The organism is Halodesulfovibrio spirochaetisodalis, assembly GCF_001672295.1.
GTDB classification, from domain to species: Bacteria; Desulfobacterota; Desulfovibrionia; order Desulfovibrionales; family Desulfovibrionaceae; genus Halodesulfovibrio; species Halodesulfovibrio spirochaetisodalis.
Map to the genome: position 1 here is coordinate 21,757 of NZ_JXMS01000028.1, position 19,872 is coordinate 41,628.

28 protein-coding genes, 1 tRNA gene and 1 pseudogene are annotated in these 19,872 nt (G+C 45.8%); 13 read left to right on the top strand and 17 right to left on the bottom strand.

The window, feature by feature from the left end:
- Positions 1-61: 61 nt before the first annotated feature.
- The 3 genes and pseudogenes from SP90_RS13540 to SP90_RS16975 form a co-directional block, all read right to left on the bottom strand.
- Entirely contained in the window at positions 62-358 is a 297-nt protein-coding gene (locus SP90_RS13540; RefSeq protein ID WP_066857353.1) for a hypothetical protein, read from the bottom strand.
- Between the two features lie 13 nt (positions 359-371).
- Positions 372-1,118, bottom strand: coding sequence for a hypothetical protein (locus SP90_RS13545; protein WP_231895572.1), 747 nt, complete (start codon positions 1,116-1,118; stop codon positions 372-374).
- Between the two features lie 6 nt (positions 1,119-1,124).
- Positions 1,125-1,310 (bottom strand): annotated as a pseudogene (locus tag SP90_RS16975) (helix-turn-helix domain-containing protein); the annotation flags it as partial.
- A 139-nt stretch (positions 1,311-1,449) separates the two neighbouring features.
- Here SP90_RS16975 and SP90_RS13550 point away from each other — a divergent pair.
- Positions 1,450-1,674: a hypothetical protein gene (locus tag SP90_RS13550; RefSeq protein WP_066857358.1), complete on the top strand. Its 225-nt coding sequence runs from the start codon at positions 1,450-1,452 to the stop codon at positions 1,672-1,674.
- Here the strand turns inward: SP90_RS13550 and SP90_RS13555 are convergent.
- Positions 1,664-1,888: a hypothetical protein gene (locus SP90_RS13555; RefSeq protein ID WP_066857361.1), complete on the bottom strand. Its 225-nt coding sequence runs from the start codon at positions 1,886-1,888 to the stop codon at positions 1,664-1,666. The genes SP90_RS13550 and SP90_RS13555 overlap by 11 nt on opposite strands.
- 1 nt (position 1,889) lies before the next feature.
- Positions 1,890-2,345 (bottom strand): hypothetical protein, encoded by a 456-nt coding sequence (locus SP90_RS13560; RefSeq protein ID WP_066857363.1) that lies wholly within the window; start codon positions 2,343-2,345, stop codon positions 1,890-1,892.
- A gap of 214 nt (positions 2,346-2,559) precedes the next feature.
- On the opposite strand from SP90_RS13560, the gene SP90_RS13570 reads away from it, so the two are divergent.
- From SP90_RS13570 to SP90_RS13585, 4 genes are all read left to right on the top strand, one after another.
- Positions 2,560-3,285 (top strand): helix-turn-helix domain-containing protein, encoded by a 726-nt coding sequence (locus SP90_RS13570; RefSeq protein ID WP_157471314.1) that lies wholly within the window; start codon positions 2,560-2,562, stop codon positions 3,283-3,285.
- Positions 3,286-3,480: 195 nt separating this feature from the next.
- Positions 3,481-3,813, top strand: a complete 333-nt coding sequence (locus SP90_RS13575; protein WP_066857371.1) for a type II toxin-antitoxin system MqsR family toxin — start codon at positions 3,481-3,483, stop codon at positions 3,811-3,813.
- Positions 3,814-3,830: 17 nt separating this feature from the next.
- On the top strand, positions 3,831-4,589 hold the full coding sequence (locus tag SP90_RS13580; RefSeq protein WP_066857374.1) for a type II toxin-antitoxin system MqsA family antitoxin: 759 nt from the start codon (positions 3,831-3,833) through the stop codon (positions 4,587-4,589).
- A 3-nt stretch (positions 4,590-4,592) separates the two neighbouring features.
- A complete protein-coding gene (locus tag SP90_RS13585) occupies positions 4,593-4,979 on the top strand; it encodes a protein-export chaperone SecB (protein WP_066857378.1) in 387 nt (128 codons plus the stop codon).
- A gap of 114 nt (positions 4,980-5,093) precedes the next feature.
- Here SP90_RS13585 and SP90_RS13590 read toward each other — a convergent pair whose 3' ends face one another.
- The 3 genes from SP90_RS13590 to SP90_RS13600 form a co-directional block, all read right to left on the bottom strand.
- Positions 5,094-5,414, bottom strand: coding sequence for a hypothetical protein (locus SP90_RS13590; protein ID WP_066857382.1), 321 nt, complete (start codon positions 5,412-5,414; stop codon positions 5,094-5,096).
- A 10-nt stretch (positions 5,415-5,424) separates the two neighbouring features.
- On the bottom strand, positions 5,425-5,736 hold the full coding sequence (locus SP90_RS13595) for a hypothetical protein (RefSeq protein WP_066857386.1): 312 nt from the start codon (positions 5,734-5,736) through the stop codon (positions 5,425-5,427).
- Positions 5,737-5,906: 170 nt separating this feature from the next.
- Entirely contained in the window at positions 5,907-6,257 is a 351-nt protein-coding gene (locus SP90_RS13600; RefSeq protein ID WP_066857389.1) for a hypothetical protein, read from the bottom strand.
- A 371-nt stretch (positions 6,258-6,628) separates the two neighbouring features.
- On the opposite strand from SP90_RS13600, the gene SP90_RS16885 reads away from it, so the two are divergent.
- From SP90_RS16885 to SP90_RS13630, 7 genes are all read left to right on the top strand, one after another.
- The gene (locus SP90_RS16885; protein WP_269449362.1) at positions 6,629-6,757 is read left to right on the top strand and encodes a hypothetical protein; all 129 of its coding nucleotides are present in this window, start codon (positions 6,629-6,631) and stop codon (positions 6,755-6,757) included.
- Positions 6,758-6,831: 74 nt separating this feature from the next.
- Positions 6,832-7,065: a hypothetical protein gene (locus tag SP90_RS13605; protein WP_066857391.1), complete on the top strand. Its 234-nt coding sequence runs from the start codon at positions 6,832-6,834 to the stop codon at positions 7,063-7,065.
- Positions 7,066-7,073: 8 nt separating this feature from the next.
- Positions 7,074-7,682 (top strand): hypothetical protein, encoded by a 609-nt coding sequence (locus SP90_RS13610; protein ID WP_066857393.1) that lies wholly within the window; start codon positions 7,074-7,076, stop codon positions 7,680-7,682.
- Positions 7,682-7,915 carry a hypothetical protein gene (locus SP90_RS13615; protein ID WP_066857396.1) on the top strand — a complete coding sequence of 78 codons (234 nt, stop codon included), beginning with the start codon at positions 7,682-7,684 and terminating at the stop codon, positions 7,913-7,915. The genes SP90_RS13610 and SP90_RS13615 overlap by 1 nt, the downstream gene beginning before the upstream one ends.
- Positions 7,905-8,177, top strand: a complete 273-nt coding sequence (locus SP90_RS13620) for a hypothetical protein (protein WP_066857399.1) — start codon at positions 7,905-7,907, stop codon at positions 8,175-8,177. The genes SP90_RS13615 and SP90_RS13620 overlap by 11 nt, the downstream gene beginning before the upstream one ends.
- A gap of 27 nt (positions 8,178-8,204) precedes the next feature.
- Positions 8,205-8,906 (top strand): hypothetical protein, encoded by a 702-nt coding sequence (locus SP90_RS13625; RefSeq protein WP_066857402.1) that lies wholly within the window; start codon positions 8,205-8,207, stop codon positions 8,904-8,906.
- Between the two features lie 192 nt (positions 8,907-9,098).
- Positions 9,099-9,353 carry a helix-turn-helix transcriptional regulator gene (locus SP90_RS13630; RefSeq protein ID WP_082936459.1) on the top strand — a complete coding sequence of 85 codons (255 nt, stop codon included), beginning with the start codon at positions 9,099-9,101 and terminating at the stop codon, positions 9,351-9,353.
- Positions 9,354-9,368: 15 nt separating this feature from the next.
- Here SP90_RS13630 and SP90_RS13635 read toward each other — a convergent pair whose 3' ends face one another.
- Entirely contained in the window at positions 9,369-10,088 is a 720-nt protein-coding gene (locus SP90_RS13635; RefSeq protein ID WP_066857405.1) for a hypothetical protein, read from the bottom strand.
- A 140-nt stretch (positions 10,089-10,228) separates the two neighbouring features.
- A tRNA-Arg gene (locus SP90_RS13640) sits at positions 10,229-10,305 on the bottom strand.
- A gap of 365 nt (positions 10,306-10,670) precedes the next feature.
- Between SP90_RS13640 and SP90_RS13645 the strand changes: the two genes are divergently transcribed.
- Entirely contained in the window at positions 10,671-11,561 is an 891-nt protein-coding gene (locus tag SP90_RS13645; RefSeq protein ID WP_066857408.1) for a DMT family transporter, read from the top strand.
- 61 nt (positions 11,562-11,622) lie between these two features.
- Here SP90_RS13645 and SP90_RS13650 read toward each other — a convergent pair whose 3' ends face one another.
- The 7 genes from SP90_RS13650 to SP90_RS13680 form a co-directional block, all read right to left on the bottom strand.
- Positions 11,623-12,741, bottom strand: coding sequence for an ABC transporter permease (locus tag SP90_RS13650; RefSeq protein WP_082936460.1), 1,119 nt, complete (start codon positions 12,739-12,741; stop codon positions 11,623-11,625).
- On the bottom strand, positions 12,738-13,865 hold the full coding sequence (locus SP90_RS13655) for an ABC transporter permease (protein WP_066857411.1): 1,128 nt from the start codon (positions 13,863-13,865) through the stop codon (positions 12,738-12,740). Before SP90_RS13655 ends, SP90_RS13650 begins: the two co-directional genes overlap by 4 nt.
- 14 nt (positions 13,866-13,879) lie before the next feature.
- The gene (locus SP90_RS13660) at positions 13,880-15,658 is read right to left on the bottom strand and encodes an ATP-binding cassette domain-containing protein (protein WP_066857414.1); all 1,779 of its coding nucleotides are present in this window, start codon (positions 15,656-15,658) and stop codon (positions 13,880-13,882) included.
- A 3-nt stretch (positions 15,659-15,661) separates the two neighbouring features.
- On the bottom strand, positions 15,662-16,738 hold the full coding sequence (locus SP90_RS13665; protein WP_066857417.1) for an efflux RND transporter periplasmic adaptor subunit: 1,077 nt from the start codon (positions 16,736-16,738) through the stop codon (positions 15,662-15,664).
- Complete coding sequence (locus SP90_RS13670; RefSeq protein WP_066857420.1) at positions 16,731-18,224, bottom strand: efflux transporter outer membrane subunit; 1,494 nt, start codon at positions 18,222-18,224, stop codon at positions 16,731-16,733. Before SP90_RS13670 ends, SP90_RS13665 begins: the two co-directional genes overlap by 8 nt.
- Positions 18,225-18,374: 150 nt before the next feature.
- Positions 18,375-19,091, bottom strand: a complete 717-nt coding sequence (locus SP90_RS13675; protein WP_066857423.1) for a tetratricopeptide repeat protein — start codon at positions 19,089-19,091, stop codon at positions 18,375-18,377.
- 213 nt (positions 19,092-19,304) lie between these two features.
- Entirely contained in the window at positions 19,305-19,862 is a 558-nt protein-coding gene (locus SP90_RS13680) for a DUF4875 domain-containing protein (RefSeq protein WP_066857426.1), read from the bottom strand.
- Positions 19,863-19,872 lie beyond the last annotated feature (10 nt).

Sequence of the window (19,872 nt, forward strand, 5' to 3'; positions counted from 1 at the left end):
CCATTCCCGCGCCTGCTCCCAGCTGATGCAGCCAATGGACTCCGGCGAGGGCGGCGAAAATTTACACCCTGCTGCCATGCTGACGCGGCATATGCTTTGCCGGACTTGTGGCGTTGACCCTGTCTAAGATGCTGGCAATGTTATCCAAGGCAGTCTTGCAGTACTCTTTGCTTACCGGCTCCGGCGCAGCTGCAAGCGCCTTTTGCTGCGTTGCATCCACCTCGGAGCGCAGCAACGTCAGCTGTTCCAGCACATCCTTGCCGGTGGGAATAAAATTATTCTTCACCCGCCAGCTCCGGATAACCGCAATAAACTCCGCCTCCGTCACTTTGTGGGGCAAAATGTCTTCCTGCAGCATGGCTGCCAGCTCCTCAAGCTCGGTTACGCGATACCGACTCGCCGGATGCAAGCGCAGGTTGAGCCTGCCCAGCTCCAAGCGAATCAGCGCCGTTGGTACCTGTCGCATTCAATTCCTCCCGCAGTTGATTCAAATACTCAACTTCCTGCCGCTGCTCCAAGTCCACACACTCGCGGTATGACCTCGGCTGCGGAACCTGCCCGTGCTGCGGCACAGCTGCCGCCCGTGGCTTATCCTGCTCACGCGAAAGCCAGCTGGTAATAAACGCCTTAATGCCCCTGCGCGTCTTCCTGCGCGTCTGGTTCCCGATAAGCCAGCCCTTCATGGCTCTTAATGCTTGTGACACATCCACGTTCGGGTACAGCGGCGCAAGCTCTGCCACAAACTCCTGTGTCACCTCGAATGCAGAACCATCATTCAGCGGCAAAGTACAAATAAGCGTCTGCTGAATTAGCGGCGTCGATTGTTCCTCGAACTCTGGACAATAAATACTGGGAGATTCATTGGGAGGTTCTATGGGAGATTCTGTGTCCCACTTTTGGTACTGGTGCCCGTCCCACTTTTGGGACTGGTGAGGAGTACTTTTTGGGCTATGCCCACTTTTGGACATGGTTACCTTTTGGGTCTGGTACATGTCCCTATTTTGGGCTTGGTTACTTTTTGGGACTAGTGTTTCTTCCTCACGGCCACGCACCCCGATCAAAACGTATTCGGGAACAGATTTGTTATAGCCAACAGATCGACCTGTTTTTTCGATCAAGCCTTTCTCACGAAGACGCTTTAAAACCGCCAAAACTGTTTTACGATTTAGCCCAGCATCCTTGGCCAGTCGTGAGACAGAGGGATAGCAGGTGTGATCTTCCCCTGCCCTGTCTGCCATAGAAAGCAGTACTATTTTATCAGTCGACTTTAGCTCTTGTTTCCAAGCCCATGTTGTTGCATCAAGGCTCATAATTCATCCTTACTACCTTTCATTACTTGTCATTACTTTGCACTACTCACAGAAGTTACAAACATTTTTAGAAAGTCTCCTTTTATGCTAACCAGTTAAATTCTCACACATAAAAGATATAACTTAAAAGGAGACCCTCATGACTAAAACTTGTCCATTTGCAAAAGAGATCGCATCAAAGAACACGTTTATCGACGCTTCCACCAACCCCTCTGGCCGATTAGGTGACCATGAGTGCAGGTTGACGGAATGCAAATTTAACGAAGCAGGCCATCTCTGCCGCATTAATGCTATTTTCAATTATCAGCGTGATACAAACGAACTAGTGCGAAAGCTTGCAAGCCGGTTAGGCATCAGCGTCTAACTTCTTCAACAAGCTTCATCACATCAAAAACAACTGTCGCTGCGGGGTTAGTCCCTTGAGCGCTGCAAAGCTTTCCATTCTCATCAAGGTGAGCGGTCACATGAAAGCAGGCAATACGATCATACCCGTTTACTGCACCGTGAATGCTGACCCATTCTGCCTTTGCAGCGGCAGTTTCAACCTCTTTCACCAGTTCAGATAAAGTCATAGCCATCTTATTCTCCCTGCTCCTGCTCGTACAACGTCACCGTCTGCCGCACCTCGTCCACATGCTTATCCAGTAACGCCCTAACGGCGCGCATGTCCTGCCCGTCGCGTATGGCCTCGTGCAGCTGCACAAGCGTGGGGTAATCTTCCAGACACTCAGCGCGCACGTCATCACACGTTGGCTTTGCCTGTTCCACAGGCACGCAGGTAAAACCGGCTGGTAGCGCCATAAACTGCAAAATCGCTTGGGCGGTATCTGTGCCGCCCACCTCGTGCAGGTTCTGAAGCAGCACGCGCACCCTGTCGATCACAGGCCGTGCGTTATCTCCTTCCAAATCAGGATTACGCATTTGCCGGTACAACTGCTTTTCCCCCACCTGAAAAATCTTCTTCAGCAGCCCCATTCCAAGAACTGACTTGGCATCAATCATCAGTTCCCACGGCTGCAAATTGTTCTTGGGCATGTCCAAAACTCCCTTGCAAGGTAGACAGTTCTATAAAAACTTTCGCCTACCCTTTTTGACTCACATTGCTAAAGTCAGGTACCCCTATCGGTCGCACCTGTGCGAATAACTCCGGCCTCAGTTCTTCAATGGGAATACCCAACTTTGCATAATACCGGAGCGCGGCCTCCCCGCCGATCTTCCTTTGTCCATTGCAATGACGAAGAACGGCTGAATGATGCAACCCGCACATACGGGCAATATCCGCAACGGTGCACGCGTGATCGTGTCGATATTCTTCAATTTTATTTTTCATACCCACAACTGTGACACGAGGCATTTTAGTTATGCAACCCCCAAAAATGTGGAAGTGAAAAAGGTGGCACAAGACATTGCTAAAAAAGATAAAAAAACACGCATGGCTAAATATGATCCAGAAAACGCTCATGCGTGGAATGTAATTCTTGCTGAAGTCAGAAAATTAAAAGCTGGCGGACAGCGACAGCACGAAATTGCTAAAACGATGGGTGTCAATAGAGATACTGTTTCTCGCTGGTTAAGCGAGGAACGAGGTGGAGAACGCACCACATTTGGTGCAATGCTTCGCTATGCAGACGCTCTGGGCATTCCGTACAACAACCTTCTCGCTAAAGGTGAGCTGAAACCAGAAGCCGCAGCGGTGCCGGCAACACAGTTCAGCAAAGCCGTAGCCAAGGTGCTCGAAGGATTCGCCCAGGATGATGATACCACCGTTACCGACATTGCAAAGCAAACAGGCTTGCCAGCAGTAGAGGTAAACGCGGCTCTGGCAGGAGACACACAACCTTCACTCGAGCTATTTCATCAACTCTGTAAAGCAATCGGAGTGAAGGACACTATCGTCTTGAATCGAGCAGAAAAGCTCATTGAAGAGGAAGAAAAAGACACTACTGCTAGCGCTGCAGCAACTAGATCAGCGTAAGGGTCATTCGCGGGGGCGGCTCTCAAAAGCCACGGGTGCAGTATTGTTCCAAAAAAAACCACTATCTACGCATAGTTTTACCGAGAATATTCAAACAATAACACATCAGATGGCATATTTTTTACAGCAAAATGTAATACAAAATAGTTTGACTCACGCAAAAAAAGTATCATAGTGATACCTGAGAGCAAAGTTTTGGGCAACAGAGATCGCAATACCAAACGAAAACCAGAATACCTGCTATCGACGGTAAAAAAACTGGTAACATCAAACGATGTAAAAATTTCAATAAATGCAATTCGAGATATTGAAGGTGCAGGACTGACCCAAATGGTTATTCCTGAAATTATTCTTCAATTGCAACCAACCGATTTTCATATAAGCTCATACTACCCAGACACCCCTGATAAACGTTGGCAAGACGCATATAAGACCTATTTTGAAGGCCAGAGCCTATATGTTAAATTTAAAATTACTTCCTCCGGTGAGTTACTTATTATTACCTCATCAAAGCCTAATTCAGACTAAACACTAAGGAGCAATCCATGACTATCAGTGATGCCATATGCCCTTTCTGCGAAGCTGGAAGGGTTACCCCTAAGTTAGGAAGAGATTATTCATATCAAGACGAGACGATTCACCTTGCAACATATGAATCATTCGTGTGTGATGAGTGTGGCGAAGAGTTTGTTGATGCTAAAGCCAACGCAGAATCTTCACGTAAAATAATCGAATTTCAAAGACAAGTTGATGGATTACTTTCTGCCGCAGAAATTATCCAATGCAGAAAGCAGTATGGGTTAAATCAAAAAGAATTTGCTGACTTACTAGGTGTTGCTGAAAAATCTTTCGCCCGATGGGAAACCAGCACAGTCAAACAGGGTACACAAATTGATAACTTGTTACGTACCTACCTAAAATACCCAAAAGCTGTAGATGCATTAGCTGACTACGACACGTACAAGCTTAAAATAGAAAAAGCGTTATCAAAAGCATCTATTCTCACAACTCCCTCTAAACCTCAACCACATGAAAGCTACTTAAAAACATTAAAAGTTAAATATGTCATAAAAACGGTTGAAAGCGACGAGCAACTTGATGAGGGTACAAACAATTTTATACAACTACTTAGAGTAGCACTTAGCAGTTCTAAATCAATGGGAAAAGAACTTGGCTATAAAGAAGGTAAGCTCCGTGCGGAGATTGCTCAGCAAATAGAGAGGCATCACAAAGCTAGAAATGCAGAAGAAAGCCACTACGTACCAATACCAAGAAAGTCACTTAACATGCAGTCAAAAAGATAGCTTATGAAAGTACACAATATAAATTTAGTACATGTTGAATTTTATGGTAATGCTCTTTCAGATAAGCAATCAGGCGATATTTCTATTGCCGTTCGTCGTGAATACCACATCTCTGATGACAAAAAATATTTAACCGTAATTTTGGGTCTTAAGACAACAGATGACGAGGCAGCCCCTTTTTCTTTCCGAATTGAATATGCGGGACTATTTTTTATAGAAAAAGATGATCAAAAACGAATAGAAGAGATTGGGCAAAAAGACGCCCCCGAAATGATGCTACCGTACTTGAGAGAAACCGCAACATCATTACTCTTGAAATCAGGCTTCCCCCCTATCGATATTCCTTCTCTTAACTTTGACAATATTCAATTTCCATCACAGGAAGATTAATAAACATTACCCCGCCTCTGGCGGGGTTTTTAATGTCCTGCAGCAGAAGCAGAAACTCCCACAGCTACCAATCCACAGCTCACCATCAAAACTCTACAAACACAACTCACCTAATCACTGAAACGCTAATAAAAAGCTAGAAAACATGTATATTCCAATAAATATCAGGATCAAATAGGACAAATTTTTCCAAAAAGCATGCCCCATATAATTATCAGTACTTCTTTTCAGCCCTACAACAGCCACGATAGAATATGGTATACGAACAAACTGAAGCAGCAGTAACATACCTGCTTTGGTGTGAGTGTCCAAGGAGTCGGCACAAATAGTTCTATCTAAGGCGATAATAAATAGCAGAATAAATAGCACATTGAACACCCAAAAGGCCTTCCACAACGGATATTGGCCTCGCCAAAGTTGTTTTAACCACCCCATGTTACTTTCCTTAAATATTAGAAAAAAGTTTTACGAAAAAACCTAGAACAAAAAACAAAAGAGTACCCTTGGCACAATATTTCCAAAATGTACTTCCTGTGTATTTAGTCGCACTCTTCCAAGTTGCAACGCCCCAGATAATCGCCCAAAAATAAATAAAAAACGCACCTGTAACAAAAGTCAAAGGTGAAGGCTCTGCTGAGATATTCCGCAAAAGAATTGGTATTACGATCACCGTAAGAAAAAAACCGCCTAACCCAACACACCAAAAAGTAATATGAAGTGGATATTCCCCTCGCCACAGCTTTCCTAAAAACCGCATAACTGCTCCTTACTATTATTTATATTCGCATCACCCACCTGCCCTATATATTTTTTTTTATCAAGAGCCGTCGCATGTCAGTTTTTCTTTGGCGATCTCACGCCAAAAACATTTCCACTTCCACAGCAGACTTCCGTACTCGTCATTAACTAGCCTCATTGTCGACCTGCCTAAACAAGCCCCAAGCTAGCCAACCCTTCATACGTAAATCGTACGAATTTAATGCACGCCATAATCACCGCTAATTTTGCTGCTCCCTTCCAAAAAGGAACTCCTTCATACTGTTCTGCACTTTTCCATATCCCCCTCAAGGCAACAACCATGTAAGCGGGAAATACAATAAAACTGCAAAGAAAAACTAATTCTGCGGCTCCTAAACTTTCTGCCCCCATCCTCTTAATACTGGCTGACAAAGAAAAAATGAACACTGCAAAAAGGATATAGCCAACAGCGCAGCCAAAGCACCAAAAGCTTATCCATAGCGGATATTCCCCTCGCCACAACTTTCCTAAAAACTGCATAACTTCCCCTTACTATTATTTATATCTACTTTATTCCCCTGCCCTATATATATTTTTTTATCAAGAATCTGCCTTGTGTCATTTTTTTCTTGACGAAAAAATCTGCCTCATGTCACACTTTCTTCACGCCGCAAGAAAAAGCCAAACACAACGCGAGATTATCACCGTTGTTAGTCCGCAATCTCTTGGGTGCCAATCTGGAGAGTTCGCAAAGTCGGCTTTCTGGAAAGGATTTAGTTTCGCGAACCGCAGGGCTGCGCTGTGCAGCCGATTCATAGTCTCCATTGTTTGGAGGGTGAGCTCGGCGGTTCCATGTACGGAGCCGCCCTACGGGGCGCGAAAATACAAACTCGCTAGCAAGGTGAACGACCATGACCAGCTACAGAGAAAAGCAACTGCCGAGTATCGGCTTTATCAACCGTCTTTGCATGGCGGGCGTACTGCTTCTGTTTCTTTCAGCAGTGCTAAGCCTTGGCGAGTTTCTTACTGGTGCAATGTAATTTCCAACCAGCAAAGGATGCGGGCAGGTGCGGGGTTTATCCTTCGGCCCCGCCCTGCCAATGGGAGAGAAGCTATGTTTAGTCTCACGCTCACAACATCGAGCGGAATTTGCAAAGTGGACGAACTGCCAGCGCAGTTCAGCAAAAACCTTGCATACGCCCCACGCCATCTCAAAGTGGCAAAGGTGAACGGCAAACCGGTAACAGACTGCTGCGACACATGCGGTCGGCCGATCTGCCAAGGCGACAGCTACACCACCCGCAACGGGCATGTCTGGTGCAACACCTGCTTGCCGCAAAGCAACTAGGAGCGGTTATGCCTGTAGTCATCTGCCCTTCCTGCAAAACAGAGCACTTTGTCCGGTCAAAAAAAGGGAACAAACTCTGCAAAAAATGCTGTGCTGCGGCTATCAGCAAAAAGAAAAAGGCCAAACCTCGCAAGCCACCACGCAAAGGCAAAATGGTGCCATGCGAACGCTGCGGGACTGAGTTCTACCAGCATGTATCCCGTCTAGAATCCGGTAATGGTAAATTCTGCTCAAAAAAATGTGCGTACGCAGCAAAAAAGGAAGCAAAGCGCATAGCCAACACCGTCAACTGCCCGTGGTGCGACAAAGTGTTCGTTAAGCGGTCAGAGCAAACATATTGCTCCCGCTCATGTGCTGCAGCAGCCGTCCATGCACGCAACAACAGCGCAGATAAAAAGACAGCAAAGCGTACCTGCATTGTGTGTGAAAAAGAATTTACGCTTGGTGTCAGCAACAGAATTTGCAGCCACGCTTGTTTGGTTCAGCACAGAAAAGAGCTTGGCTGCCACCCAACAAAGTATGCGCTGGAGTCTGACCCGTGGGAAACCGGAGCCATTCCACCAGATCGCTTTGCCCGCGACATGTTCCGGCAACCTGATCCAGTGCTGGGGTTCTGATGCAGATACGCCAACGCCCACTGCCTACGGAGGTTATCCCCAAAAACACATGGATAATCATCCAGCAGCCAACCAAGCAGATTCGCGCCATCACCTGCGAAGAAAGCGAAATTATAGACGGCAAGCACGTAGTCAAAGCCAACGGCTACGGCTTTTCCGGAAAAGAAATTCCGGTTTCAAAGATTGTTAAGAGAACAAAGCTGGCTGAGAGGAAAGAAGACCATGCCAATTGAGCAAACAACAACGGTCTGGGAGTGCGAACACTGCTTCAGAGAATTCGATTACGAAGACGATTGCGCAGAGCATGAGGATAGATGCGAACGCAATCCAGATTACAGCGAAATTACTGGCGATGCAGTAACGCCACTTTGTGACTTTTGCGACCGCTGCACAAAAGAAGGCTATCGCAGCCCAGAGTGCAAACTGCTCTATCCAGATAACTCTGTCCGCGATTGTCTTCTATTTACACCTGCGCGCGACTTACCAACCTGCTAACGCAACAGCGAACACAAGGATTTAACCATGGAAAAATTACAAGAAGTGATGAACGAAGTTTTCGTTGAATACGAAAAGTCCGGCAAAATTAAAGAGCTTTTCGAAAATAATATTGAAAGCTGCATTGCGAAGGTTGTTGAAGAAGAATTTCGCTATAGTGGTAAGGCTCGAAAAGCAATAAAAAGTGCCATTGAAAAAGCATTACCCGAAAATATTGAAGCCACTCTCAATATTGTTGAATACAACCACGTTGTTTCCAACATTCTTAAAGAAAAATTGGGGGGACTGTTCACAGAAGAATCCAAGCGCATGGCAGACAACTTGGTTGATGACCTGCTTGAGGTTCCTGCTAAAGAAATCACCTTGCACGAACTCGCCGAGGCTTTTGTTGAACAATACAGCGAAGAAGCTCAAGAGGAAGATTGGGGATACCCACAGATTAAACTTGAGGATTCACACTATAGCTGGGCAGACGACGGGGAATTCTACAATATTACATTTAAACCACATGAAGACTCTTGGCGTGATGAGATAGTACTTCGTGTGCATCAAGACAAAGTGCACTCCGTGAGATTTGGGGATGAAGAAAAATACAAGAAGAAATTCAGCGGGCATGACGCTCAAGTCCATGACTTTGAAAAGCTTGTGTTCCAGCTTTATGCCTGCCGTATCAAGCTTGTCCGTGGTGACTTTGACGAAGATAACTACTCGTATCCAGATCGTTACTAGTGATGAACACCATCACCGCACAGGACAAGTCATTACTCCTCATCGCGGCACTATCCTTCTGCCCTGTTATCGGAGCAGCTTGCAGCATAATCACCCTTCTCGGTGCTTTTTACGAAGCCACCACCCGCGATTGGAAAATGTTTATTGTATCGCTAACACTAGGCTCTACAGCCTGCTATATTTGGAGCTAATATGAAAGAAGAGATGATCGAACCAGCACCACGTGGCGCACAGCATTACCCGATCAGAGTGATCGAAACAGACAAGATGCTTTTAACCACCCAAGAGGTAAGCGACCTTACAGGAATCCCCGCAGCCACCCTCAACGCTTGGCGCTGCCGCAAGCAAGGCCCCCGCTATGTAAAATTCCCCCGCGGAGTCTTCTATAGGCCAAGTACACTGAAGAAATATTTCGAATCGTGTGAGGTTCGGACGGTTGATATGTAACGAAGAAGCTCCCTGTTAGGGAGTTTTTTCTATTGCAATGTCGATTGCAGCAACACAGCGTTCAATACTGGACAACACTTCGTCATAGAACTCTGACTTTCTATACTTAGCCATGCAGTAGTCATCTTGCCTTTTTACCCACGACAACCCACTAAGTCTTCGCGTTATCTCCTTATTACCTTTTGCTGCGAGCTCCTTTCGAAGTGCACCTAACTCTAGCAAACAAGATTGAGCACACAACAAATCATTCTTATGATTAACAAAAAGAGATCTAAGCATTTCACCACCCTTAGGTGCTTCATTAATAGAATGAATACTATCTATGCACGAAAAAAATTTTATTGGTAAGGAGGGTGAAACTGTTGCTAACTGGTATATACTATGAGTGTCGTAATACTCAATTACAATCGGACGCAATGCCTTTCCTTTCAAAATCTCATCATAAGGAAGATAACCCGCTGCATGAAGTTGGCTATCAACTATATTACAAAGTTGCCATGTCCATCGCAACACACTGTTTTCTTGCACTGCAATAACTGCTGATGCATACCTCAACTCACGCATCAGGAAATTAATTTCATTTTTAACTTCAATTTTTCGACGTGTTTTCTCTGCCAACCAAGTACCTACAAAAACACCACCTACAGCAAAAAAACCATTAATTATCAGTGAGAGGTAATCAGACGGGACTACCACTTCGAGAACTTCTGCATGGAGGCCAATCGGAAAATCCATTTATTTCTCCTAACGTTGCTTTATTTCACCAAACCTTTTAGTTTTTTATAATGATTGTCAACATCCGTCCCCCATGTTGACAATACGTTGACAAAAAAAGGGTTACAAATTCTTTCGAATTCGTAACCCTTTGAAATCTATGGTGCGCCTGACAGGAGTCGAACCTGTGGCCTGCCGCTTAGGAGGCGGCTGCTCTATCCAGCTGAGCTACAGGCGCGTTTGAGATGGGAGTTCTACTCCCAATTTTAGGAAAAGGTCAAGGAAAACTCTGTAATGGTTAGTTATTAAACCAACGCGCTTGCTTTATTCCAAAAACTCCTTTTTATCCGCACAGTTTCTTTTCTATTTCTGCCTGCCACGTTCTTTTGATTGTATTCAATACACATTCCTGCTACTGCGCATTTTTAACTAACAAACATTTTTTGATAGTTAATAGTGACTGTAATTTTTCCTTACAGCATGCTGCGTAGCATTACAAAAGAATTACTCCTTTTTGCATATTGCGTTAACTATTAACGCATTATTCATCCCAAGCACACAGCATGCCCGTAGCCTTATTTTTTACATAATATTGAGATACATATGGCGAACTCTCGCACTTCTTCCCTGCTTAACGTTGTGGCAGGGGCTATCTGTATTAGTTTTTCGGCAGTCTTTGCAAAACTGGCATCAACAAGTCCTGATGTATCGGCATTTTACCGGACATTCATTGGTGGCACTTGTCTGCTTATTATTGCTGTGCTGCACCACCGTAGCGCACTAATGAGCTTATTAAAAAAGCATAGTGTACTTCTCTGCGCCGGCGGACTGTTTCTCACACTTGACTTAACAGCCTGGCATCGTTCCATTAATATTTTAGGCCCTGGTGTTGGCACCATCCTGATTAACTTTCAGGTGTTCTTCCTCGCAATCGCAGGATGGATTTTCTTTAAGGAACGCCTGTCGCTGCGATTTGTTTTTGCAGTTCCGCTGGCATTGGCAGGACTCTGCATGCTTATCGGCATTACAGTAGACAGCTTCCTTACAAGTGAATTTTCAGGAATAGGACTTGGGCTTTCTGCCGCACTTTGGCTTGCATTATATACTCTTATGGTGCGCTACATCCAAATGCAAAGTCCATCAGTTTCACCAATTGCGGTTGTTGCGCTTGTATCTCTTGCATCTGCTGCAAGCATGGGGCTGTTTTTTATCTGGAACTCCACCTCCATTGCGATCCCGACGGCAACTGATGGAATGTGGCTTTTCCTATACGGGCTTGTCAGCCAAGCTACTGGCTGGCTACTTATTTCCCGTGGATTACCGGGGATTCCAACATCACAAGCTGGCCTTACCATTCTAATTATGCCTGCCCTGTCATTCATTTGGGATATTCTCTTTTTCGCGCGACCTGCCGGAATGATGGAGCTTGCAGGCAGCATCCTCGCTCTCACAGCCATTTGGCTTGGCACCTCATCCCAAGCGCCTGCAAAATAAACAAAAAATTTTGGAGCCAGATAGCGCACTTTGTTATCTGGCTTTATTTTTTGCCATCAAACTACTGTGTCCGGTAACGAAACATAACGGCAGCAGCCGGCATTGTCACAACAGAAATAAGCAGTAGTGGCCAAACATGGTGCCACATAGCAAATGAATCTGTGCCAGTCAGAAAGACATCCCGCAATCCTTGCACAACATACTTTAAGGGATTGATTACAGTTGCACGCTGTAACCACATAGGCATATTGCTGATGGGCGTTGTAAAACCTCCCAACAACACCGCAGGCATAATAAAAACAAATGCTCCAAGAAGTCCCTGCTGCATTGTTACCGAAATAGCCGAAACAAACAGTCCCACTCCTACAATTGCTATCATAAACGCCAGCAACACGAGTACCAGCGCTGCAACTGTTCCACGAAAAGGCACGCCGAACCAGTACACAGCGGCGATGGAAAGTAGCACTGCATCTAAAAAACCAAAGAAAACGCAAGGAAGCGCTTTGCCAATTAAAATCTCAGCAGGTTGAAATGGCGACACAAGCAACTGGTCAAATGTTCCGAATTCACGTTCCCGTGCAACAGAAAGGGAGGATAAAATCATCACAATGACCATGCTGATAATCCCTCCTAAAGCCGAAACAATAAACCATCGTGTTTCCATATTTCTATTAAACCATGAACGCTGAATCAGTGCGACCTGACTTGATTCAACAAGATTCCCCCTGTGCAATGATTCCCCAAACTGCTGGACAATTTCCTCAACATATCCCAGTGCAATGGACGCCACGTTGGAATTACGTCCATCAGCTACAACCTGCACCGTTGCAGGTTCCCTTTCTGCAATCTTATCTGCAAAATCTCTGGGAATATGTATCACCAACCGTACCTGCTCTGTATTAATCAATTCTGCCGCCTGCACGCTTGAATCAAGAACACGTACTAATTCAAAATGCTTTGACCCGCTAAAATGACTAACAAGAGATCGGGACAACTCTGTTCTGGACTCATCAAGCAAAGCAAATTCTACATTCTGCAAATCAAATGTGGCGGAATAACTAAATACGAAAAATTGAATAATAGGCGGGATAATAAGAACAATCCTGCTTTTAGGATCAAGCAATATCATCAAGAATTCTTTTTTGATAAGTGTAATAACTCGAAAAAGCACTGAACTCATTGAGGAAGCCTCCGCCCAAGTTTCTTTCGGGCAACGCCAAGCAACACAATGCTCATGAGCAGTAATACCAGAGACGCTGGAAGCAGTACCGACCAGACTGTGCCTGCAAGAAAAAGAGTCTGGCTAATGGTGACAAAGTACTTTGCGGGAATGATCTTGCTCACCACCTGAATCGCCATGGGAGTACTTTTTAAATCAAACATGAGACCGGAAAGGAAAAAGGCAGGGAGAAATCCGGCAAGTACCGAAGCCATTGCCGCTACAAACTGAACACGGGCCGCAGCAGATATGAATAATCCTAGTCCCAATGAAGCCATTAGAAAAAGGCTGCCTAAACAAATAAGTACAAATAACGACCCACGAAGCGGAACTTGAAACAGAAACACACCAAGTACTATGGAGAAAAACATGCCGATCATCCCCAAGACATAGTACGGGAGGAGTTTTCCGAGTAAAATCTCATTGCTTCTGACGGGGGTACTGAGCAAAGCCTCCATTGTCCCCCTTTCCCATTCCCGCGCGATAACAAGGGCAGTAAGCAACGTGCCAATCAACGTCATGATAAGCGTAAGCAACCCGGGAACAAGAGAATATGTGCTATTCGCAGCCGCATTAAACCAGATACGCGGCTCGACCACCATCACTGGTGAATAAGGCTTTCCCGATACAAGTGCAGCCCGTTCCGCCCACAGACCTATGGTATTCTGAATATATCCTTCTACAATTCGTGCTCTATTGGAATCTATTCCGTTAAGAATAAGCTGAATAGGTGCCTCCCGTCCCGTTTCTAACAAGGTAGAGAAATCAGAACGGACATGCAGGATACCATCCACTTTTCCTGCCTGCATTTGAGCAACAGCTTCAGGTATTGTTTTAAGTGTGACAGGTAAAAAATAACGCGACAATGCAAAACGTCCCTGCAGTTCCCTTGCAGCAGGACCTGTATCATTAACAACAAGTGCAACAGGAACATTTCTCGGCTCAAGCGAAACCCCATAGCCAAAAAGGAGTAGCAGAATTACCGGCATGACAAGCCCTAGCAGTAAACTGCTTGGGTCACGCATAATCTGCAGCACCTCCTTGCGGAGAAAGCCGCGGAGCCGCATATAAGAAAACCCTGCCATTCCTCGTCCTTGTCTTACTGTTTGCCTGCCAGCGTAATGAATGCATCCTCAATTGTCGGGTCAGGGAGTTCTGCACTTACCGCCTGCGCCCGTATTTGTGCTGGAGTCCCTGCTGCAAGCTCCTGTCCCTGCGCCATAATCAGCATATGATCGCAATACTCCGCTTCTTCCATAAAGTGAGTCGTCACAATGATAGTAACGCCTTCACGGGCAAACTTACTTATCCGTGCCCAGAATTCTCGTCTGGCAAGTGGGTCAGCACCAGAGGTGGGTTCATCAAGAAAAAGAATCTCCGGCTCATGCAACATGGCAGCAGCCATAGCCAAACGCTGTTTGTAACCAGCTGGAAGGCTTTGTGTTACAACGGCCTTTCTGTCTTCCATTTCAAATTCTCGTAACGCCCAGTTCAGTCGCTCCTCTAGCCTGTCTTTTCGTAATCCATATGCGTTTCCGTAGAATCGCAAATTCTGCAAAACGGATAACTGCTGATACAAAGAAAATTTCTGTGCCATGTATCCTATTCTGGAACGCGCCTTTGAAGGGGTTTTGCGCATATTATTACCCGCAACAAAGATGTCCCCGCCCGAGGCATTGAGAAGCCCGCAAAGCATTCGAAACGTAGTGGTCTTTCCTGCGCCATTTGCACCAAGCAAACCAAATATCTCTCCGCGTTGCACAGAAAAAGAAATATCGTGTACAGCTGTAAACGTTCCAAATTTCTTAACAAGGCCAGATACGGTAATAACAGATGCCTCATTGCTGGGCTGATATTCTACTGCACTCTGGTCTGAGGATGAATTTAGCGTAACCCTTTCTATTCCATCATCCCCCTGAAGCAACATGTCGACAAAAACATCCTCGAAACGAGGTGCCACAGGAGTCAGGCGAATCCCACTGCCCTCGTTTTCGCTATTGCTCTGCTGCAACAAAGGGCTATCAGCAGTCAGGACGACGCGCACCATACCGGACAGAATTGAGGCATCAATTACATCATCACGCTTGAGCAAATCACCATGCAACATTCGGGCTGTTTGTGTGCCCTGCGGAGCAATTGAAAAGACCCTGCCATCAACCTGCGGATAAAAGCTTTTTGGCGCCCCTTCTGCCAGTTTGCTTCCTTTATGCATGACAATAATATCATCGCAACGCTCAGCTTCATCCAGATAAGCAGTGGACAACAAAACACCTAATCCTGTTTCGTCCACCAGCTGATACACTATCCGCCAGATATCACGTCGAGACACGGGATCAACACCAACAGTTGGTTCATCCAGAATAAGAAGCTCTGGAACCTTAACCAGACAGCAAGCAAGGCCGAGCTTTTGCTTCATACCACCAGAAAGTTGCCCAGAACGTCTGTCTGTAAACTTACCCAGATCCGTCATGTCCAGCAGCCGTGCAAATTGGGAGGAACGTTCCCGCATAGGAACACCATGCAAATCTGCATATAAATCCAGATTTTCCTGAACAGTTAAATCTTCATATAACCCGAACTGTTGAGGCATATACCCGATCCGCGGACGTATTTGGTCAGCATCACGCACAATGTCGTCCCCAAAGACATGCAAGCTACCCGCCTGAGGGATAAGAAGCCCTGCAGCAAGGCGTAAGCAGGTTGTTTTTCCAGCTCCGTCCAACCCGACGAGCCCTGTTACTTTTCCAGCAGAGACACCAAACGTCAGGCCAGACAAAGCCACAACAGGATTTTTGCTTTTAGGCTTAAATACAACCCGTAATTCGTCTGCTCTCAGCAATAGCTGTGACGGTTCTGCTTGCCCGACAGAGTCCACCATACTCTATTGGCTCCTGCCGCCCTTTTCAGGAGTTCCTTCCAACTGCCCTGTTGTCCCTTCGGAAACATCAAGATCTGAGTTAATTGTCTTGTTTACTTTAGTATCAACAGACACCGTAACCGGCATTCCCAGTTTCAATAAATTTTCCGGATCATCTACCCATACACGGACTTCGTAGACAAGCTGCGTCCGTAAATCTGTAGTTTCAACACGTTTGGGGGTAAACTCGGCTTGCGGAGAAATAAACCCGACCCAACCTTCAAAGGGTTCCGCAAATGAATCTGAGTAAACTGAGGCAGTCATGCCTTCACCGACTCTGCCCAGTTCAGGTTCTGGCAAATAGGCTCGCACCCATTTAGGCTCGGTCATTGCCAGTGTAAACGCAGCCCGCGCTGGCGATGCCAGCTCACCAAGCTCTGCAATTCTATTTTGAATTATGCCATCCACAGGTGCCGTAAGCTCAAGCTCACCAACCCGTACCTGCAATAACTCCACAGAGGCTTTCAGGCTATCCAACGTAGCCTTTGCCTCTGCGATATCTTCCTTGCGGTAGCCTTCTTCTGCCAAACTTAATGAATTTTGCTCAACATCAAGCTCTGCCTTAGCAAGCGCTACATCTGCCAACGCATCATCAAGGTTTTGCTTTGTACTCGCACCGGAGGGGGTAGTTGTCTGTACCCTACGCGCCAGCTTAGTGGCATTCTCCAGACGCACTTGTGCTGCCCGAACGCGTGCCCGAGCCTGAAGAACTTCCTGAGGACGTAAACCGGTGGTAAGCCGCTGCACAACTTCCTGTTGCGCATTTACTCGTGCCACAGCTTCATTCAATTGTGCGGTAAGACGATCTTTTTTCAATACAGCAAGCACCTGCCCGCTTTGCACAACATCTCCTTCATCCACAAACATCTCTTCAATATATTCCTGCTCACTAAACGTGAGCTGAACAGTTCGAAGATCAATCTGGCCATATAAAACAACGTCATCCGCATCTACTGACAAACGAGATGGAGCAAAATACCACCAAAATATGAGAGCAACACAGACAATAAGAATAATCAGCAATAATTTTCGTTTACTCATTTACCCGCTCCTTTGCTGTCGTCGTTTGTGCTTTACCAGACAACTGCGCTACCGAACTGTCAGCTATATCCCAACCGCCACCAAGTGCTCTGTATAAATGAATGACTTCACCAAGTTCCTGCTGGCGGGCAACAACGAGAGCGTCATTGATATCAAGTTGTTCTAGATCACTTTGTATAACGGAGTCCTTTCCGACTAGTCCGCCTCTAAACAATTGTTCAGTCAACTCCACCGTTTTAACCACTTGCTGCAACGCGCAAGATAGCTCCTGAACTTGTTTATTGCGTTGAGCCACGCCCACCGCACTGTTTTCCACTTCGGCAACAGCTTCTACAACTGTTTGCTGTAATTGATATTTTCGCTGCTCAGATATCGACTCCTGCACAGCAATCTGGGCGTCAATACGCCCTCCGGTGAAAACAGGAAGTAACACCCCACCGCCAAAGGCATACACAAGGGTATCTGCATGAAATAACTTTTCCACATCAGAAGTCTGAAAACTCAGCACACCGCCTAATGCAATCTTTGGAAACCGCTCTGCCTTGGCTGCACCGATAAGAGCAACCGATGCTGCATACTCCTGCTCTGCTTTTCGGATATCAGGTCTACGCGAAAGTAAGCTTGCCGGCACAGTCAGCCCCGCAACCATAGGTACCTGAAGCTGACACCCTTGGTTGAAAGCAAACTTACTCGGTGGAACTCCAAGCAATGTAGCAATGCTGTTTTCTGCAAAATTTTTTGCCTGAAAAAATGTATGCTGCTGCGCTCTGCTTTCACGTACGGCAGCTTGTGCCAACAGCAACTCCTGAAGCGTTCCGGTTCCTGCATGGAACCGTGATTCAGTAAGAGCAACCCGCTGTTCTTGCAAAGCCATTTTACGTTCTGTTAACCGGATGCGCGATTCAAGGGCACATGCATCCACATAGCTTAATGCAAGCTCTGCGACTAGAGATACCGCTGTATCTCCATATGCTGCACGATTTGCCTCAATGGTATTATCTGCTGCTTCCACCAGACGCTGCACACGCCCCCAAAGATCAAGCTCCCATCCAGCCAGTGCTGCGGCAGCAAACAAGTTCGTCTGGTTTCCCCCCGGAACTCCAAGTAACCCTTTTGCGTCATCAGCTGCCCGTGTCCGTAAGCCATAGCCGCCAAGATATGCTCTTGGAAGCAGGTCAGCACGTGTAACCCCTCGCTGAGCTCTACTTTCAACAATACGCTCCCGCGCAATTTTGAGAGAAATATTTTGTCTGAGCAGTGCCTGCACCAACCTGTTCAATTCAGCATCATCAAACTGTGTCCACCAGCGGACAGCAACATTATCATTCTGAAGCAAAGGAGCACATACTTTCCATTCTGTACCTGTAAATTCTGTAAGATTTGGCTTTTCATAATCTGCTCCTACTTTGAAACAACCGGTTACTGTTATGCTTAAAAGCAAACATGCACCTATAAGAACAAGCCACTTTCCAGAGTACCCTTTCATATGCACAACTCTACAATGTTGCTGGTTATCAAAAACTGTTTGTATATTGAGCCATACACTTTTTTTATTTTTTTATTAACTCCTTAGATAAAAAAAAGCCCGCTCACCATATGGCGAACGGGCTGTCTGCTTTACAAAAAAAACGGACAATTACATTTTATCAATGCAGATACTGAGATTCTGCTCACAAGCTTTTGCCATTTCAGAATCTTCCTGTCCAATGCGCTTGCAACAAGCCAGCGCTTCTTCCAGAGCTTCTTTCGCCTCTGCGAATTGGCCTGTAAGCATCAAAGCAAGCCCTTTATTCATAACAGAAAATGCTGTCTGCTCGTGATCGCCGAACACTTGCTTTTTGATATCAATTGCCTGCTGATGCAGCTCGATTGCTTCTTCAGGTTTTCCCTGCTCTTCACGCAAACGACCCAAGTTACCAAGACAATCTGCAACTTCCGGACTGTTATGTCCTTTTTCAGTTGTCCATATAGATATGGCTTCCATAAGTACCAGCGATGCGTTCTCCAGATCTTTCTTTGCATAAAGAATTGAAGACAGATTTAAAAAGGCATGCGCCATGTCATCAGCGGTTGTACCTTCTGCAGTCTGTAAAATGCCAATACCTTCGTTGGCAATGGCCTCTGCCTGCTCCAGGTCACCAGCGTATAATAAAATGCGGCTCGCATTCTGGATAAGCTTTGCTCTCAGAAGCATGTTATCGGGCGCAACTTCTTCCTGTAAGCCAATGCAAATCATTGCAGCTTCCAGTGCCTCCTCCATCATACCGGATTCAGCAAACTCAACAGCACGTTGCTGCAATTGAGAAATCTGCTGCAGCCCTTCAGTTTCAGTAGTGGTATCTGTGTGTGTCATAACATTCTCCTGCCTGTAAAATTGCAAGAATCACACCGTTTTTCAAGTGTTTTCAGCCCGAAGCACACAAAAGTAAACTACCCGAAACTATTCAATAACGTAAGAATTCACTCTTTATCGGCATATGCAACCAGTCAACAACCCTATAAAAAGATGCGAGGGTGCAACACAATCCGTTGCACCCTCGCATCATCTTTACGTGAAATGACGGCCCTAACTCTCATTTTCCATAAGGCATGGAACTAGATTGAAAATTGGAAAATACACATCGTCTACAGGGATTTTCATTTTTTTTGCCAATGCCTGCTTTCGATCAAGAATTGTCTGCTTGTTTTTTGCCTGCTCAACTATCCAAGTACGGATTCGAAACATTTCTTCTTCAGACGGCATTTTTTCAGCAATATATGCAACCCAGGTTGCAGCAGGTTTCCCGTCCCAGCCAATTGCCTCCGGTGCATACGTCATATCAAGCATCTGCGGGAAATACTCCGCGTACTCTTTTGATGGATAAAGCTTAACGACAATTACCTGCATTTTGCTTTTCTCAAACAATTCTAATGCCGCAGCCTTAGCCGTATCAACCAAGTCTTTTTTCGACAATAAATGTGCTTCAGAAACAACTACGGTCGCACGCATTCGCCGCAAATCAGGTTCCTGCACATTTTCACTTTTCACAGCAACGCATTTATACTTTTTGACTTCTGCCTTACTGCTTTGCAAGGTACAAAAGACAATGAAACCTGCCAGAAATGCACAAACTAAATATCGCATAGAACCCTCT